General features: G+C 51.8%; 15 protein-coding genes and 3 pseudogenes. 8 read left to right on the top strand and 10 right to left on the bottom strand.

Going from position 1 to position 17,835, the window contains the following annotated elements; all coding sequences use genetic code 11:
- The first annotated feature begins 25 nt into the window (after window positions 1–25).
- A complete protein-coding gene (rluA, locus tag JZM30_RS09250) occupies window positions 26–679 on the top strand; it encodes a bifunctional tRNA pseudouridine(32) synthase/23S rRNA pseudouridine(746) synthase RluA (RefSeq protein ID WP_252318434.1) in 654 nt (217 codons plus the stop codon).
- Window positions 680–725: 46 nt separating this feature from the next.
- Here the strand turns inward: rluA and djlA are convergent.
- Window positions 726–1,564 (bottom strand): annotated as a pseudogene (gene djlA / locus JZM30_RS09245) (co-chaperone DjlA).
- Window positions 1,565–1,749: 185 nt separating this feature from the next.
- Between djlA and lptD the strand changes: the two are divergent.
- The 6 genes and pseudogenes from lptD (at window position 1,750) to apaH (ending at window position 8,545) form a co-directional block, all read left to right on the top strand.
- Window positions 1,750–4,116: an LPS assembly protein LptD gene (gene lptD / locus JZM30_RS09240; protein ID WP_252318433.1), complete on the top strand. Its 2,367-nt coding sequence runs from the start codon at window positions 1,750–1,752 to the stop codon at window positions 4,114–4,116.
- A gap of 78 nt (window positions 4,117–4,194) precedes the next feature.
- Window positions 4,195–5,502 (top strand): peptidylprolyl isomerase SurA, encoded by a 1,308-nt coding sequence (gene surA, locus JZM30_RS09235; protein ID WP_252318432.1) that lies wholly within the window; start codon window positions 4,195–4,197, stop codon window positions 5,500–5,502.
- Window positions 5,499–6,487, top strand: a pseudogene (gene pdxA, locus JZM30_RS09230) (4-hydroxythreonine-4-phosphate dehydrogenase PdxA). Before surA ends, pdxA begins: the two are co-directional and overlap by 4 nt.
- On the top strand, window positions 6,487–7,305 hold the full coding sequence (rsmA, locus tag JZM30_RS09225) for a 16S rRNA (adenine(1518)-N(6)/adenine(1519)-N(6))-dimethyltransferase RsmA (protein ID WP_252318431.1): 819 nt from the start codon (window positions 6,487–6,489) through the stop codon (window positions 7,303–7,305). Before pdxA ends, rsmA begins: the two are co-directional and overlap by 1 nt.
- Window positions 7,306–7,319: 14 nt before the next feature.
- Window positions 7,320–7,697: a Co2+/Mg2+ efflux facilitator ApaG/CorD gene (gene apaG / locus JZM30_RS09220; protein ID WP_196907889.1), complete on the top strand. Its 378-nt coding sequence runs from the start codon at window positions 7,320–7,322 to the stop codon at window positions 7,695–7,697.
- A gap of 2 nt (window positions 7,698–7,699) precedes the next feature.
- Window positions 7,700–8,545, top strand: a complete 846-nt coding sequence (gene apaH / locus JZM30_RS09215) for a bis(5'-nucleosyl)-tetraphosphatase (symmetrical) ApaH (protein ID WP_252318804.1) — start codon at window positions 7,700–7,702, stop codon at window positions 8,543–8,545.
- A 45-nt stretch (window positions 8,546–8,590) separates the two neighbouring features.
- Here the strand turns inward: apaH and folA are convergent, their stop codons facing one another.
- From folA to JZM30_RS09200, 3 genes and pseudogenes are all read right to left on the bottom strand, one after another.
- On the bottom strand, window positions 8,591–9,073 hold the full coding sequence (folA, locus tag JZM30_RS09210) for a type 3 dihydrofolate reductase (protein ID WP_252318430.1): 483 nt from the start codon (window positions 9,071–9,073) through the stop codon (window positions 8,591–8,593).
- A gap of 105 nt (window positions 9,074–9,178) precedes the next feature.
- Window positions 9,179–9,642: pseudogene (locus JZM30_RS24705) on the bottom strand (threonine/serine exporter).
- Window positions 9,633–10,397, bottom strand: a complete 765-nt coding sequence (locus JZM30_RS09200) for a threonine/serine exporter family protein (RefSeq protein WP_252318429.1) — start codon at window positions 10,395–10,397, stop codon at window positions 9,633–9,635. The pseudogene JZM30_RS24705 and the gene JZM30_RS09200 overlap by 10 nt, the downstream one beginning before the upstream one ends.
- 215 nt (window positions 10,398–10,612) lie before the next feature.
- Here JZM30_RS09200 and JZM30_RS09195 point away from each other — a divergent pair, with 215 nt between their 5' ends.
- A complete protein-coding gene (locus tag JZM30_RS09195) occupies window positions 10,613–11,227 on the top strand; it encodes a LysE family translocator (protein ID WP_252318428.1) in 615 nt (204 codons plus the stop codon).
- Window positions 11,228–11,444: 217 nt separating this feature from the next.
- Here the strand turns inward: JZM30_RS09195 and JZM30_RS09190 are convergent, their stop codons facing one another.
- The 6 genes from JZM30_RS09190 to carB all read right to left on the bottom strand — a co-directional run bounded on the left by JZM30_RS09190 (window position 11,445) and on the right by carB (window position 17,821).
- The gene (locus JZM30_RS09190) at window positions 11,445–12,017 is read right to left on the bottom strand and encodes an OspG family effector kinase (protein WP_252318427.1); all 573 of its coding nucleotides are present in this window, start codon (window positions 12,015–12,017) and stop codon (window positions 11,445–11,447) included.
- Entirely contained in the window at window positions 11,980–12,252 is a 273-nt protein-coding gene (locus tag JZM30_RS09185; RefSeq protein WP_252318426.1) for a hypothetical protein, read from the bottom strand. Before JZM30_RS09185 ends, JZM30_RS09190 begins: the two co-directional genes overlap by 38 nt.
- Before the next feature lie 15 nt (window positions 12,253–12,267).
- Window positions 12,268–12,675 carry a hypothetical protein gene (locus JZM30_RS09180; RefSeq protein WP_252318425.1) on the bottom strand — a complete coding sequence of 136 codons (408 nt, stop codon included), beginning with the start codon at window positions 12,673–12,675 and terminating at the stop codon, window positions 12,268–12,270.
- A gap of 288 nt (window positions 12,676–12,963) precedes the next feature.
- Entirely contained in the window at window positions 12,964–13,326 is a 363-nt protein-coding gene (locus JZM30_RS09175) for a hypothetical protein (protein ID WP_252318424.1), read from the bottom strand.
- Window positions 13,327–13,925: 599 nt separating this feature from the next.
- Window positions 13,926–14,384 carry a hypothetical protein gene (locus tag JZM30_RS09170; protein ID WP_252318423.1) on the bottom strand — a complete coding sequence of 153 codons (459 nt, stop codon included), beginning with the start codon at window positions 14,382–14,384 and terminating at the stop codon, window positions 13,926–13,928.
- A 212-nt stretch (window positions 14,385–14,596) separates the two neighbouring features.
- Window positions 14,597–17,821 (bottom strand): carbamoyl-phosphate synthase large subunit, encoded by a 3,225-nt coding sequence (carB, locus tag JZM30_RS09165; RefSeq protein WP_252318422.1) that lies wholly within the window; start codon window positions 17,819–17,821, stop codon window positions 14,597–14,599.
- Between the last annotated feature and the right edge of the window lie 14 nt (window positions 17,822–17,835).

The following is a 17,835-nucleotide window of genomic DNA, read 5'->3' as shown; positions in this document are numbered from 1 at the left end:
CTCCGTTGCCGCCGCAGGAGCCACCATGGAACCCTATAACCCGCCCATCGATCCCTGGCTGCACGTGTTGTATCAGGATCAACATATTATTGTGGTCAACAAGCCCAGCGGCTTACTCTCCGTTCCCGGCAGAGCACCTGAGCATCATGACAGCACGATGAGCCGCATTCAGCGGGATTTCCCTCACGCAGAATCCGTACATCGCCTCGATATGGCCACCAGCGGTGTGATTGCCGTCGCGTTGACCAAAGCGGCCGAGAGAGAATTGAAACGCCAATTTCGCGAACGAGAGCCCAAAAAATCCTATATCGCACGGGTATGGGGGTGGCTGGAGCACGATGAAGGATTGATCGATCTGCCACTGATTTGCGACTGGCCCAATCGCCCAAAACAGAAGGTCTGTTTTGAACAGGGAAAACCGGCGCAAACCCAGTATCAGGTACTGACGCGCGAGACCGATGGTACCACACGCGTGAAGCTGATGCCAATTACCGGGCGCTCACACCAATTGCGCGTACACCTGCTCGCACTCGGGCACCCGATTCTCGGTGATGGTTTTTACGCCCACCCTGAAGCCAAAGCCTTAGCACCGCGTCTGCTGCTGCACGCACAGGAACTGGCTATCACGCACCCCGCGTTTGGTACGCCGATGCACTTTCGTTGTGAGCCTGATTTCTGATTTTTAAGGTAATCGTCAAGAAAAACGCGGGAAAACTGGAGAGGGGTTACTTGGCGGCGTGACTGCTTTTTAAAAACTCATAGGCGACCTGAATGTCTTGCGCCTTGCGTTTTGCCATGTCCATCATGCGCGGAGAGAGCCCCTTACCCGCCAGTTTATCAGGATGGTGCTCGTTCATTAGTTTACGATAAGCGCGTTTTACCGTCGCCGCATCATCGCTGGTGCGCACGCCCAGCGTGCGGCAGGCACTCTCAAGCGTTGGCCCCCGCGTATAAGGCGGCTGCTGACGCTGCCCGCCCTGCGATTGGCCGCCATACGACTGCCCACCATAAGATTGATTGCGACGCTGGTATGATTCGCCATTCTGCCTTGATTGGTGTTGCTTCGATTGACCCTGTTGCCGAGACTGGCGCTGCTGCCCTTCCATATTGCGCATGAAAAATTCGAACTGTTCACGCGTCACGCCCAACTCATCCGCAAACACGTACAACAACCGCCGTTCCTTCGGATGCAACGCGCCGTCGTTAAACGCGACCTGAAGCTGGATATCGAGAAACATTCTGATCATATCGAAGCGGCCCAGGCAGGCATCGCGCAGCTTACGCAATTTGGTGCGTACCGGGAACGCATTTGATTTCCCTTCACGAAAGGCCTGCTGCGCTGCCAGACGCGCCCTTTGGATTTGGTCAGGTGCCCCATGGCCTGAAACGTGGTGAGAAAAAATAGCGACTGTCGGGTAGACTGTGCGGAAAAATAATCACGGCGACGCGCAGCCCTGGCTCTATCAACCATATGGCCCATCAGCACGCCCGTAATCACACCCCACACGCCGCCGCCGGACATAATACCCAGTATCAAGCCCAGCAACTTGCCCCAATAGCGCATATACTTCCTCAAATCCTCATGCCGTCGGCCAAAAATTGCTTTATCATACCTGTCATTTAGCGTTGCACCTAACGGCAGAGCAGAGAAACAGTGGGGAATTTACACTGGCGCAACGTAAGCCAGTGATATAGTCTCTGACCGTTTGCCGGCATGATGCCCTTGATGACGGAACACCGATACCGCGTATGAAAAAATGTTTTCCAACTCTGCTGGCCACCTTGATTGGGTCGGCGCTCTACAGCCAACACGCGTTGGCCGATCTTGCCGCTCAGTGCCGGCTTGGCGTTCCTACGTTTACACGGCCGCTGGTCACTGGCGAGACCAATACGCTCCCGGTACATATTCAGGCGGACAAAAGTGAAGCCAACTATCCGGATAACGCCCGTTTCCTGGGTAACGTCAACGTTGAGCAAGGCAACAGTCGCTTGCAGGCCGATCAGGTGGAACTGCGCCAGAGCGGTACTGACGCCGCTGGCGCCCCGGTGCGCACCATCACCGCCACTGGCAATGTCAATTATGATGACAACCTGGTCATCCTGAAAGGCCCCAAAGCCTGGTCTAACCTGAATACGCGAGATACCGACGTGTTTCAGGGCGATTACCAAATGGTTGACCGTCAGGACCGTGGCGATGCCGATAAAATGCAAATGCGCGGTGACAATCGCTACACCATTCTGGAAAACGGTTCCTTCACTACTTGCCTGCCGGGAGATGATAGCTGGAGTGTCGTCGGTTCGGAAGTGATCCATGACAGGGATGAGCAAGTTGCTGAAATTTGGAATGCGCGCGTCAAAATTTGCGACGTCCCGGTCTTCTATAGCCCTTACCTGCAACTGCCCGTGGGTGACAAACGCCGCTCCGGCTTTTTGATTCCCAACGCCCGCTACAGAGGCAGCAGCGGCTTTGAACTGATCACGCCCTACTACTGGAATATCGCACCCAACATGGATGCGACCATTACGCCGCACGTCCTGACCAAGCGCGGCGTACAGTTGCAAAACGAGTTCCGTTATCTTGCCGCGCCAGGCACCGGTACGGTGCAGTTGGACTGGCTGCCGAATGACAGAGCCTATCGTTGTGACAATGAAGACGACAAAGATACGAGCTGGCTTCTTCACTGGCAGCACGACGGTATCATGGATCAGGTGTGGCGCTTTAACAGCGATTACACCAAGGTCAGCGATATCAACTATTTCAAAGACCTCGATTCTTCTTACGGCTCCACGACCAGCGGCTACGTGAACCAAAAATTCAGCGTCGGCTATGCTAACCAGGATTGGGACGCTACGTTATCCAATAAACAGTTCCAATTGCTGGCGGCTAACACCAATAATGATGTTTACCGCGCCGAGCCCCAACTCGACCTCAACTACTACCGAGAGGATATCGGCCCGTTCGATATGCATCTTTATGGGCAAGCGGTAAAATTTATCAACATGAACAACAACCGCCCCGAAGCGACGCGTTTTCATGCTGAACCAACGGTCAGTCTGCCATTGACCAACCGGTGGGGTAGCTTGAACACCGAAGCGAAGCTGATGGCAACCCATTATCAACAAACCAATCTGGAACGCTTCCGTGCCGATCCCAATGCGCAAATCAGCAACATCAAGCGCGATGCGCTGAAGGATTCGGTCAATCGCGTTTTGCCGCAGTACAAAGTTGACGGCAAACTGGTGTTTGAACGCGAAATGGATTGGTCCAACGCCTTTACCCAAACGCTGGAACCGCGCGTACAGTACCTGTATGTGCCTTACCGCGATCAAAGCAGCGTTTACACCTATGACTCTACGCTGCTGCAAAACGACTATACCGGCCTGTTTCGCGACCGCAGTTACAGCGGGCTGGATCGCATCGCGTCGGCCAATCAGGTTGCGACCGGTTTGACTACCCGCGTTTATGATCAAAATCTGGTGGAACGTTTTAATGCTTCCGTCGGTCAAATCTATTACTTCGATCGCCCCAGAACCGGGGATAGCACCACGGTAATGGATAAAAACGACGATAACGGCAGTCTGGTATGGGCCGGCGACAGCTATTGGAAGATTAACGATCTGTGGGGCATGCGCGGCGGTTTGCAATATGATACGCGCCTTGAGAGCATTTCGCAGGGCAACGCGGTGCTGGAATATCGCCAGGATAGCGAGAAACTGGTGCAGTTGAACTACCGCTACGCCAGCAGGGAATATATTCAAAACTCCGTACAGAATCTGTTGGCAAGCCGGGCTTATCAGCAGGGTATTTCGCAAGTGGGGCTCACCGCAGCCTGGTCGATTGCCGACCGTTGGTCCGTGGTTGGTGCGTATTACTACGACACCAAAGCGAATCAAACCGCCAACCAGCATATCGGCTTTCAATACAACACCTGCTGCTGGGCCGTCAATATGGGCTACGAGCGGAAAATTACCGACTGGAATACCAATCGGCAGTCCAGTGAGTATGACAACAAGTTCTCGATCAACATCGAGCTGCGGGGTTTAAGCAGCAATGAAACGCTGGGTGCGCAAAAAATGCTGCGCTCAGGTATTCTGCCTTATCAGCGCGCATTCTGATGCGGTCATGCGCGCGTGGAATGAACGGTAACACATCAACTTTTAATCCGCCTTGCGGGTGAAACTAACGGGAAAGGTATGAAGAACTGGAAAACGCTTATCCTCGAGCTGGCCCTCAGCGCCAATGCAGCTTTTGCTGCGCCACAGGTTGTTGATAAAGTCGCCGCCGTCGTGGACAACAGCGTCGTACTTGAAAGTGATGTCAGCACGCTTTTACAGTCCGTGAAGATGAATGCGCAGCAAGCGGGACAACAGTTACCGGATGAGAGTACGTTGCGCCACCAGATCCTCGATCGTCTGATTATGGATAACATCATTTTGCAAATGGCAAAAAAAATGAATATCCAAATTAGTGATGCGCAGTTGGATCAGGCCATCAACAACATTGCGGCACAAAACCGCATGACGCTCGACCAGCTAAAAAGTCAGTTGACTTATGAGAATCTGACCTACAGCGCCTATCGCAACCAGATTCGCAAAGAGATGACCATTGCCGAAGTCCGTAATAACGAAGTGCGTCGCCGCATCACCGTACTACCGCAGGAAGTTGACGCGCTGGCGAAACAGATCGCTAACCAGACCGGTGAAGACGCTGAACTGAACCTGAGCCACATTCTGATCCCTCTGGGAGAAAACCAGTCTCAGCAGCAGGTGGACGATGCAGAAAACCTGGTTAACTCATTGGTACAACAGCTGAAAGGTGGAGCCGACTTCGCCAAGCTGGCGATCGCACACTCGGCGGATTCACAGGCGCTGAAAGGCGGCGAAATGGGCTGGGGCAAACTTCAGGAGATCCCATCCCTGTTCGCTGAACGCCTGACGCAAGCCCAAAAAGGCCAGGTAGTCGGCCCGATTCGTTCCGGCGTGGGTTTCCATATTTTGCGCGTTAACGATATTCGTGGCGGCGATAAATCCGTTTTCGTTACCGAAGTGCATGCACTCCACATCCTATTGAAACCGTCTGTCGTGATGAACGACAGTCATGCACAGGCAAAACTGGAGGAAGTAGCACAGCAGATCAAACAGGGAACGACTGATTTTGCGGCTCAGGCAAAACAGCTTTCGCAAGATCCCGGCTCAGCCAATCAGGGCGGCGATCTGGGATGGGCTGCGCCGGATATGTACGATCCGTCATTCCGCGATGCGCTGATGAAACTGCGCAAAGGGGAAATCAGCGCCCCGGTCCACTCCTCCTTCGGCTGGCATTTGATTCAACTGTTAGACACGCGTCAGGTCGACAAAACCGACGCAGCGCAGAAAGATCGTGCTTACCGCATGCTGTTTAACCGTAAATTCTCTGAAGAGGCGCAAACCTGGATGCAGGAACAACGTGCAGCCGCTTATGTGAAGATCGTCAACGGCAGCGACAGCAGCTCAGCACAATGACCATAACTACGTATCGTATCGTCATCAATCCCGGCGAACCCGCCGGGATTGGTCCCGACCTCATCATTCAACTGGCCCAGCGTGACTGGCCGGTAGAACTGGTGGTGTGTGCCGACCCGGCGTTGCTTCGCAGCCGAGCAACGCTGCTGGGTCTGTCGATAACGCTGCGAGACTACCAACCCGGCGCTCCTGCAAGCGCGCAACGTGCAGGTTCGCTGACGATATTACCGGTTGCATTATCCGCAGAGGTTTCCCTCGGCGAACTTAACGTCGATAACGGCCTGTACGTAGTAAACACACTGGCTCGCGCCTGTGATGGTTGCCTGAGTGGAGAATTTGCCGCGCTCGTGACCGGCCCCGTGCATAAAGGCATCATCAACGATGCCGGTGTGCCTTTTAGCGGACACACCGAATTTTTCGCCGCTCGCAGCGGCTGCGAAAAAGTGGTGATGATGCTGGCGACCGAGGAACTGCGCGTCGCGCTGGCAACCACGCACCTGCCGCTGGCCGACGTTTCCCGTGCCATTACCCGCGACTGTCTGCATGAGGTGATTGCGATTTTGCAGCGCGATCTCCAGCAGAAGTTTGGGATGGCCCGGCCGTGCATTTACGTGTGTGGACTTAATCCCCATGCGGGCGAAGGCGGCCATATGGGGCGTGAGGAGTTGGATATCATCATTCCTGCGCTGGATGAACTGCACGCGCAGGGGATAAATCTGGTGGGTCCGTTGCCCGCAGATACGTTATTCCAACCCAAATACCTGAAAGAAGCAGACGCCGTACTGGCGATGTATCACGATCAAGGGCTGCCCAGGGATTTGGCCGAGCGGTGAACATTACGCTAGGCTTACCCTTTATCCGAACCTCTGTCGATCACGGCACCGCGCTCTCCCTCGCGGGAACGGGTGATGCAGAACCGGGCAGCTTTATAACGGCATTGCAGCTTGCCATCAACATGACTCAACACCATAACGAAACACCGTAATGAATAATCGCGTCCATCAAGGCCACTTTGCCCGTAAGCGTTTCGGGCAGAATTTTTTAAACGATCAGTTCGTGATCGAGAGTATTGTCTCCGCCATTCATCCCCAGGCCGATCACGCTATGGTGGAGATTGGTCCCGGCCTCGGCGCATTAACGCTGCCCGTTGCCGAGCACCTTACCCGGTTTACGGTTGTCGAACTGGACCGCGATCTCGCGGCTCGATTAACGGTACATCCGCAACTCAAAGATAAGCTTACCGTTATTCAGCAAGATGCCATGACAGTGAATTTCGCCGAGCTGTCGCAACAGATTGGCCAGCCCTTACGCGTTTTTGGCAACTTACCCTACAACATATCAACGCCGTTGATGTTCCATCTGTTTAGCTATACTCACGCTATTCGCGATATGCACTTTATGTTGCAAAAAGAAGTGGTGAACCGCCTTGTCGCTGGCCCGAACAGCAAAGCCTATGGCCGGTTAAGCGTGATGGCACAATACTACTGCCAGGTGATCCCGGTGCTTGAAGTGCCACCTACCGCTTTTACGCCACCGCCCAAAGTGGATTCTGCTGTCGTACGTCTTGTTCCTCATGCCGTACAGCCTTATCCTGTTGCTGATGTCCGCGTGCTGAGCCGTATTACTACAGCCGCATTTAACCAGCGCCGCAAAACATTGCGCAACAGCTTGGGTAATGTGTTCAGCGTAGAGCAGCTTATCGCGTTAGAGATTGATCCCGCTGCCCGTGCGGAAAATGTCTCTGTAGAGCAATACTGCCGGCTGGCCAACTGGCTGTCTGAGCATCCGCCAACGAAGGAATAACTGGAAGTGTCGCGATGATTAATACGCCCCGTGTTTGTGTTCAGGTTCAGAGTTTTTATGTTGAAGCGCAGTCCGAGCCCGATGAGAGCCGCTTTGTCTTTGCTTACACCATCACAATCCGCAATCTGGGGCGTAATCCTGTCCAACTTATTGGGCGCTACTGGATGATCACCAATGCCAACGGGCGTCAAACGGAAGTTCAGGGCGAAGGCGTGATCGGGGAACAACCGGTGATCGAACCTGGCAGTGAATTTCAGTACACCAGCGGTACGGTACTGGAAACGCCGCTGGGCACGATGGAAGGCCATTACCACATGATCGATCATCAGGGCGATGCCTTTCAGGTTCCTATTTCTGTTTTTCGTTTAGCGATCCCCTCACTGATACATTGATGATGTCTACCTACTTAATTGGCGATGTGCACGGCTGCTTTGACGAGTTAATGGCGCTGTTGGTGCAGGTTTCTTTCAATCCGGCGCACGACAGGCTGTGGTTTACTGGCGATCTGGTGGCACGCGGCCCGGCCTCATTGGAGGTGTTGCGGTATGTGCGTTCGTTAGGCCCTGCCGCACAGATGGTGCTGGGCAACCACGATCTTCATTTGTTGGCGGTTTATGCGGGTATCAGCAGAAACAAGCCGAAAGATCGTCTCAACGATCTGCTGAACGCACGGGATGTCAATACCCTGATCAACTGGCTGCGCCGCCAACCGGTGATGCTGGTCGACAACGACCTTAAACTGGTGATGGCCCATGCCGGTGTAACACCGCAGTGGGATCTGGAGACCGCGCAACTGTGCGCACGTGAAGTGGAAGCCATACTCAGCAGTGACAGCTATCCGCTGTTTTTGGACGCGATGTACGGTGATATGCCCAATCACTGGAGCCCTGAGCTGAGTGGTTTACCGCGTCTGCGCTTTAGCACCAACGTATTTACCCGCATGCGTTACTGCTTCTCCGGCGGACAGCTAGACATGATATGCAAAGAGGCTCCTTCACTGCTCAAGCCGTGGTTTTACTTGCCCAGTCCTGTCGTAGAAGGGAATGCAGAAACACCAGGCTATGCCATCGCATTCGGCCACTGGGCCTCTCTGGAAGGAAAAGGAACGCCAGATAACATTTATGCATTAGATACGGGGTGCTGCTGGGGCGGCGAACTGACGATGTTACGCTGGGAGGATAAGCAGGTCTTTACTCAGCCATCATTGGCACAAGGCGTGGCAGCTGTCGGCGCAGAATAAGTAAAACACGCGCGGCCTGATCGCGCCGCGCGTACGTCTATCCTGTTAACGCCGTTCGAGAATCTCAAAGCAATAGCTGTGCGAATTCTTTTCATCCGCATCATGAAACTCGCTGAACACCGATGACCACGCATCCGGTTCGTACTCTGGGAAATGAGTATCACCCTCCACTTCGGCGTCAATGTGCGTCAGATAAAGACGTGAAGCCTGGGGCAGCATCTGCTGATAAATACTGCCGCCACCGATGACCATCACCTTTTCAGCGCCTGAAGCGGCCTCCAGCGCCGCCTCTAAGGTCGACACCCAGGTCACACGCTCATCGTCACCAGCGCGACTGCTGACAACAATATTTGTTCTCCCCGGCAATGGCTGGCCGATAGAGCGAAACGTGTTACGCCCCATAATAATGGGCTTATTTAACGTCTGGCGCTTAAACCACGCTAGATCTGCCGGCAAATGCCACGGCATGGCGTTTTCCATGCCGATAACACGATCCACCGCCAGTGCTGCAATCAAACTAATCACCATGGTAAAGCCCTATAGCTCAAAAATTGCAGACACTATACGGAAAGGTGATGGGTACGTCGATACGGCGATTTTCTGATGGGCAAAATAAGCAAAATCTTAATGCCGCTACACGCCGGGACGTTTGCTATACAACCAAATCCCCGGCAGAGACAACCCTATCGATAGCGCACCGACAATAAAAGAGGCCTTGAGGAAATGCGTGATCAGCACGCGCATCAACGCTTCGCTGTATCCCTGATGGGAAAGCTCTACCAGCGAGATCATCGCCGTATACGCTGAAATACCCGGGGAACATCGGAATCACCGCCGCAACGGTAAACACTTTCGGGTGCGCCAACAGCCAGCGCGACCAGTGAATTCCGATCACACCGATCAATATGGCCGCTAAAAACGATCCCCATTCGATGGGCATGCCCATCTGTACGCACAGAAAACGCACGCCGTGCCCCCCAACAGTGCACAATAAGGCAACGCCTTGACCGGTACATTGAACACCATAGCAAAGCCAAGCGCAGGCACTGCCGCCGCAAGATATCCTGCAAGAGCCCCCACAGCAGCGTTAAGCCCATGTGCGTAACCCCCATATTGCCATTGCAGCCACGACGCCAATACAGGTTGCCAGCGTCAGCAGGCTGGCAACCGCCCAACGCGCCAGCCCGGTATTCACATGCCCTTTAAACATATCCGCTACCGCGTTAATCAACGGAAAACCGGGCACCAGCAGCAGCACGCTGGCCGCCATTGCTACCGTCGAGGTTTGATGAAATGTAGGAACACGCAGCAACAGCCCGGATACCGACGTGGCGACAAAGGTGGTAATACAGGAGTTGATCAGGGGATTGAGATGGAGCGAGGTCAATACCTGACGCACATACATTGCTACACCGCTGGCAAGCATGGTGACCACAAAGGCATCCCAACCGCCGCAATTAAGCTTACTGAAGCAGCCGCACGAAAGCGCTACAATGGTCACCACCAGCCAGCGCGGATAGCACAGCGGCTTGATGCCCGTCAGGCGTTTTTCAACGCCAGCCACATCCAGCAGTTTGTGCTCGGCCATGATCACGACATGCTGCACTTCGGTCACCACATGCATATTGATGCCGCGATCGACGTTCTTGCGCGTCGAGGTCAGGCAGTGTCCATTCATGATGGTGGTAAGGACGATGGCGTTGGCAGAAATGGAGCTTTCTACGCTATCCACCCCGAGGCGCGAAGAGAGTTGCTCAACTACCGTGCTCTCCGCACCGTGCTGCAACAGCATCAGTGCGCATTGGATACACAGCCGGGTGATTTCCCGCTGCTGTGGTGTTTCGCTGACCATACGAAGACCCTGACTGATAAAATTAAGACACGCAAATAATTCGAAATAATGACGGATATAACCATAAATAAAGTAAGGAGACTTGTTAACACAACGCGCTCTGATTGCCAATATTGCTGACAAGAATAAAATCTTATGAGTGCATCACACTCGTTACCGCGTTAAGATCGACCGTACACCCTTTTTCCGCTTCGTCCCCCACTTGGACGCTGTTGATGCTTGAAACCTCACTGTTTGTCGCCACCATCGCGACGCTGGGTATGCTCTCGCCCGGCCCCGACTTCTTTCTGGTGATCAAAAACGCTGCCCGCTATGCGCGTCTGCCTGCCATGATGACCGCCTTGGGCGTCATCACCGATGTCGCAACGCATATGGCCTATTGCGTCGCCGGGTTAGCTGTGGTGATCACCACCACACCATGGCTGTTTAACATTTTAAAATATGCTGGTGCGCTTTACTTGATCGTGATCGGTATTCAGGCATTACTTTCTCGAGGCGGCAGCAAGCTGAATGTCGCTTCGCTACCGCGCCAGGAGGTCAGCTTGAAAAAGGCCTTCCTGCAAGGTTACCTGTGCAATCTGCTTAACCCGAAAGCCACGCTGTTCTTTCTTGCCATGTTCACTCAGGTACTGAGCACCCACTCCAGCGTGGAAGAAAAATTGTGGTATGCCTTTATTATCTGGGGACTGGCTGCGGTATGGTGGCCCCTGCTAGTACTGCTGTTCCAAAGCGGCCCGGTACGTCGTGCATTGGAAAAAGCACAAAAGCTGGTGGATAAGCTACTGGGTACAGTGTTGATTGCACTCGGCATCAAGGTGGCATTGGGGTAACACATTTCCTCATCGTTCAGACAGTAAAAAACCAGCGCGTAAGCGCTGATCAGACTGCTGACAAAGCCATTTTTCGCCCTTGTCATCCTCGGCGAAAGCCAGGGATCTCTGTCCGAAGAAACGCGTTTCATCTGCAAGAGATTCTCGCCTGCGCGTGAATAACTGGATGGAAATGACTTTGCCCGCAAGTCAATTACCTGCTTTTACTCCGCTCTATTCAAGACGTTATCGCGCTTTTCTTCTGTGCTATACATTGCAATACTGAAGCCCAATTCCTTTGGTCATAGTTATTTATAGCTATTTTTTCATTGATATCTGAATTGAAGAATTTTTCTTTAATATTATTGATGTCTATTGGGAAAAAGGATTGTGAGCGCGAATCCCACAGCACATTTTCAGAATGAAGGTCATTATGCATAATACCCAGCTTGTTAAGCCTCTCGAACATATCAACAAACTTTTCCTCGGCATTATTCGGTAACGAACCGGGTGGCAAGGAACTCAGCGTTTCACCAGGAATCTTATACATTCTGACATAAGAAACGCCTTCCTCATCCACCAGGTGCATGGCAGCGTCTTCTCCGTAATAGCGTCTAAAGACCTCGGCCTCATGTTTGGCGACCTCTGCGACAGACTCCCCCTCATTTTCCAGGTAAATCTTTATAAGGTATGCATTATCATCTGCATCAATAAAAACCTCCCCATTGGTCCCCTCACCGATTAGCTTACCTACATTAAAATCGACTTTATGCTCAGGGAAATCGGGCTTCATTAAGGTAATGGTATCCATAATTTTTGATGTCCATGGCTCTGGGGGATAATCTTTTTTTTAACCTTTTAGCCCATGGGGGAATTTTACCCGTTTGTTCAATTTCCAACGCAAAGACATAGTCATTAAAGAGTCCCTTTTCTTGGAAACGATACTCAGAGAGTAATTTTTCCGCTGAAGCCTTGGTAAAGCCGTCAACCTCTTTAAGTACGCTGAGCGCCGTTTTTCTTTTTCTACCACCCAAACCTACCGCCATAATATTCCTCAACCTTTAGGCGATATTTTCTTTGTAGAACGTATTATTCTTCAGTCGAAGAATAATCTTAGGATCCTGCACCGCTTTAATCAGCAAAAAACGGTTGTTGCCAACCTTTTTCACACGAATAAACTGGTTGTTGATATTCAAATAACTCTTGTTATTTTCGTCCAATCGCAACCCATTCTTATCCGGAGAAGAGAGATGCGTTACATCAATATTATGAGTAAACATATCTGAGGTAATTTGCTTTTCAAGCGAACTTGACACATGAACAGACGTTGGACGCTCAAACACCCAGCGCCTACCGTCCCAAGATACCAAATAATGTTCTTTATCAGGATAATTACTATTATACACCTCATAATGAACGCCCCGCCCGGGAGAGACGACTTCTTTCACCGGTACAATTTCCCCGTTCATTTCAATATACCGTCCCCAGGTATAATGTGAGGTGTCGTCAATTTTCTATGCGCGATAAATTTTCCCCGAACCATAGTACCGTGGGTTATTATTGGTGTAGGCTATGTAGTTGAAACTGCTGTCTGGTTCAATGCGGAGAGTGGTAATGATATTTTCCTGTTCACGAGTAAACACAGGATGCTGGTTATGTGTACGCATGTGCCAGGTTTTGGATAATGGCTCAAAGTATACCGGAACAAACTCGTGGGAACCTGAGGCTTTTCGCAGCACGATTTCAAACTTACCCTCTCAATTTTTATTCAGATCGTAGTATTCGCCGTACAACGGTATCTGCTTTTTCCCTTCCCTCACTTCAACATTAAGATTGGCGGCATCGAAGGTGTCAGCATAGCGCCACGCGAGCGTCTCCTCATCGACAATCACCTTTCTCTGTAATAACTCAGGCCTGGTAGCATAAGGGTGATATGTCATAAATTCATTGGGATTGTCCGTTGGTTTCAGGAAGATCTCCCGGCCTTCGGTATGGATAGCAGTATTACCAGGTTGAAGTTCAAGTAAAATTTCTTTATTTATCCCGTTTTGTGGATTTCGAACATAATAAGCTGCCCGTTTCTGACCCGGAGCAGTATGCAGCAATTCAGTCGGTTTCACTTTACGGGCAACACCGCGGAATTTGAACGCGATACTATCAACATCAAGAGATGTTGCTATCTCTGCAATATTTAGTCGACGAAACCGTTAAGCACAAATTTCATCACCTTGATTTTTATAGTACTCACGGCGTTTTGCATTCGCAATGAGCTTACCAATTAACGGTTTTATCCCGATCGTCAGCAGGTCCGCCACAAAATTTAATCCCTCGGCGGCACCCCGGGCTTCAGGCGACGGCCCCCTGAGTATCATCATAAAGTGGTTCTCTGCTCTCTGGGCTTGAAATAAAAGCAGTTTTCCTTCATTCTCACTTTCAGCATTGAGTATTTCTTCTTCAAAGGCGCAGTGTTCTTTTTATATGTTCTGCGGTTCGGGGATCGTACTCGGGCATCAATGCTCGCTTTATTCGATCTGCACTTTCCACCAGTGGAGTAATAAAGAGAGGACCGATTTTTGCCCACTGTTTCAATGACAGCTCAAAATCCTGACCTTCTTCGATGCTTAATTTCCCATCAGACACCAGATAGTGTTTAATGGCCGAAATCAGCGCATTCTTTTTTTATCACTACAGAGGATGTGGCTATTTTCATTAATGAAAATTATGCTATTGCTATTATCATATGATATCCCTCCCAGCTCTCTTTCTGGCAACCATAAGGACTGAGAGAGGAAACATGCCCGTCGTCAGCAAGAGACATAGAAACTGGATTTTTTTCAATAAAATAATTGCGTTTAGCCAACGCAGCGTCATTATCCATAATTGACGATGGATTCTCTTTATAAGCAAAAGAGGCGGAATCAGAACGGTGTAAAAAATTAAACAACAGCATGAGTTGAATGGTCTTTGCCATTGCACTTCTTCGGGCGAAAAATGGGGTTAATGATGGACTCAATATTCTCGGTGAGTTTTCTACATGGCTAATTTGTGAACTGAAATCATGAATATTTACAGATGGATTTGAATTAATTGATTCTAAAGCTTTCTCATGCTTATTCTTGGGCGACTTCTCGCAATAACCTGCTGTAGATAGACGATGCTGTATAGCTGAAATAGGCATTTTTGACTCCATTCAAAAAAGAATGGACTATAGGCATCACATTTATGTCATCGTTATTAAAAAATAATCTCAATTAAGAATTAACGCAATTTTCATCCCTCCTTTGAGGGAGTGTTTATTATTCAAACACGTTATAGATTTGAACAATTCTATTATCTTTACCCAAGAAAAAGTCAGCGCGAGCGCGCTGACTTTTTCTTGGGTAGCGTGGATTAACCTTTAATTTGCGCATGCATTTCCTGCACCGAGGTCACCTTCTCGGTCGGATCCGCATTGAGCGCCATCGCCGTGGCGAAGCCGCCGTTCATGGTCGTATCGTAGTGCACCTTGTATTGCAACGCGCTGCGGCGAATCAGTTTGGAATCTTCAATCGCCTGACGCCCTGCGGTCGTGTTGACGATATACGTGTACTCGCCGTTCTTGATACGGTCCTGAATGTGCGGACGTCCTTCATGCACCTTGTTCACCAGACGCGGATTAATACCCGCTTCACCTAGCTCAATGGCGGTGCCGTGAGTCGCGTCCAACTCAAAGCCGTGTTTCAACAGCTTGGCCGCCAAATCCACAACGCGTGCTTTATCGCCTTCACGAACCGAGAGCAAGGCACGTCCTGATTTCTTCATCGGTGAGTTGCTGCCCAGCATCGCCTTGGCGAACGCTTCGGCAAAGGTGCGACCCACACCCATTACTTCGCCGGTAGAGCGCATTTCTGGCCCTAAAATCGGGTCAACGCCAGGGAACTTGTTGAACGGCAGCACCACTTCCTTCACGGAATAATACGGTGGGATAACTTCTTTGGTGATACCTTGCTCCGTCAGCGTCTTGCCTGCCATCACGCGCGCGGCCACTTTCGCCAACGGTACACCGGTCGCCTTGGAGACAAATGGAACGGTGCGCGCTGCACGTGGGTTCACTTCAATCAGGTAGACTTCGTTGTTCTTCACAGCGAACTGCACGTTCATCAACCCACGCACGCTCAGTTCTAACGCCAGTTTTTCTACCTGCTGGCGCATCACATCCTGAATTTCTTTGCTCAGCGTATAAGTCGGCAATGAACAGGCAGAGTCACCGGAGTGCGCGCCCGCTTGTTCGATGTGTTCCATGATGCCGCCAATCAGCACGCGCCCGCCGTCACAGATAGCGTCCACGTCCACTTCAATGGCATCATCGAGGAAACGGTCCAGCAGCACCGACGCATCGTTGGACACGCTGACCGCGTTCTGGAAGTAACGGCGCAAATCGACTTCGTCGTAAACGATTTCCATCGCACGGCCGCCCAGCACGTAGGAGGGACGAACCACCAGCGGATAACCGATACCGCGCGCTTTTTCCACCGCTTGCTCGATGGAGGTGACGGTGGCATTTTCCGGCTGTTTCAGGCCCAGACGATTCACCGCCTGTTGGAAACGCTCACGATATTCTGCACGGTCAATAGCATCCGGGCTGGTGCCAATAACCGGCACACCCGCAGCTTCCAGCGCACGAGACAGTTTCAGCGGCGTTTGGCCACCATACTGCACGATAACACCTTTCGGTTTCTCGATACGGACAATTTCCAGCACGTCTTCCAACGTGACGGGCTCGAAGTAGAGACGATCAGAGGTGTCGTAATCGGTTGAAACCGTTTCCGGGTTACAGTTGACCATGATGGTTTCATAACCGTCTTCACGCAGCGCCAACGCCGCATGCACACAGCAGTAGTCAAACTCGATGCCCTGTCCGATACGGTTCGGCCCGCCACCCAAAACCATGATCTTGTCGCGATCCTGATTCGGATTAGCTTCGCACTCTTCATCGTAAGTGGAGTACATATATGCGGTATCGGTAGCGAACTCTGCCGCACAGGTATCGACACGTTTGTAGACCGGGTGCAGATCATATTTGTCGCGCAGTTTGCGAATTTCGTTTTCAGACACACCGGCCAGCTTCGCCAGACGCGCATCGGCAAAGCCTTTACGTTTCATGGTGCGCAGGAAATCGGCCGTCAGTGCCGTTGCGCCCTTCTCAGCAACCTGCTCCTCGAGACGCACCAGCTCTTCAATCTGCACCAGGAACCAGCGATCGATGTTGGTCAGGTTAAACACGCCATCCACAGACATGCCAGCGCGGAAAGCATCTGCCAGATACCAGATACGCTCAGCGCCCGCGTCTTTCAGTTCGCGGCGAATTTTGGTCAGCGCTTCCGGATCGTCCAGATCCACTTTCGGATCGAAGCCAGTTGCGCCGACTTCCAGACCACGCAGCGCTTTTTGCAGCGACTCTTGCTGGGTACGGCCAATCGCCATCACTTCACCGACCGATTTCATTTGGGTGGTCAGGCGATCGTTGGCACCAGCAAATTTTTCGAAGTTAAAGAGCGGGATCTTGGTAACAACATAGTCAATGGAGGGCTCGAACGATGCCGGGGTACGACCACCGGTGATATCATTCATCAGCTCATCCAGCGTATAGCCCACGGCCAGCTTGGCTGCAATCTTGGCAATCGGGAAACCCGTCGCTTTGGAAGCCAGCGCGGAGGAGCGCGATACACGCGGGTTCATTTCGATAATGATCAGGCGACCGGTTTTCGGGTTAACCGCAAACTGCACGTTGGAACCGCCGGTTTCAACCCCGATTTCACGCAGTACCGCCATGGAGGCGTTACGCATGATTTGGTATTCCTTGTCCGTCAGGGTTTGCGCTGGCGCAACGGTAATGGAGTCACCGGTGTGGATACCCATGGCATCCAGGTTTTCAATGGAACAGACAATGATGCAGTTGTTTTTCTTATCGCGCACCACTTCCATTTCATACTCTTTCCAACCGATGAGGGATTCATCAATCAGCAGCTCTTTGGTCGGTGACAGATCCAGACCGCGCGCGCAAATTTCTTCAAACTCTTCACGGTTATAAGCGATACCGCCACCGCTGCCGCCCATGGTAAAGGAGGGACGGATAATGCAGGGATAGCCCACATCGGCGGCCACGGCCAATGCTTCTTCCATGGTATGCGCGATGCCGGAACGCGCGGTTTCCAGGCCAATTTTCTTCATGGCGATATCGAAGCGGCGGCGATCTTCCGCTTTATCGATAGCATCGGCGGTCGCACCGATCATGGTGACGCCAAACTCCGCCAGCACGCCCTGCCGCTCAAGCTCGAGCGCACAGTTCAGCGCTGTCTGGCCGCCCATAGTCGGCAGCAACGCATCAGGACGCTCTTTTTCGATGATTTTACGCACCACTTCCCAGTGGATCGGCTCGATATACGTCGCATCGGCCATTTCCGGGTCAGTCATGATGGTCGCCGGGTTGGAGTTCACCAGAATGACGCGATAACCCTCTTCACGTAACGCTTTACACGCCTGCGCACCAGAGTAATCAAATTCACAGGCCTGACCGATAACGATCGGGCCGGCACCAAGTATCAGGATGCTTTTAATATCAGTACGTTTTGCCATTTTTCTGCTCCAGA

The organism is Candidatus Symbiopectobacterium endolongispinus, from assembly GCF_018777385.1.
Lineage (GTDB): Bacteria > Pseudomonadota > Gammaproteobacteria > Enterobacterales > Enterobacteriaceae > Symbiopectobacterium > Symbiopectobacterium endolongispinus.
The sequence above is the reverse complement of the archived record's forward strand: the minus strand, read 5'-3'. Positions and strand labels throughout refer to the sequence as shown.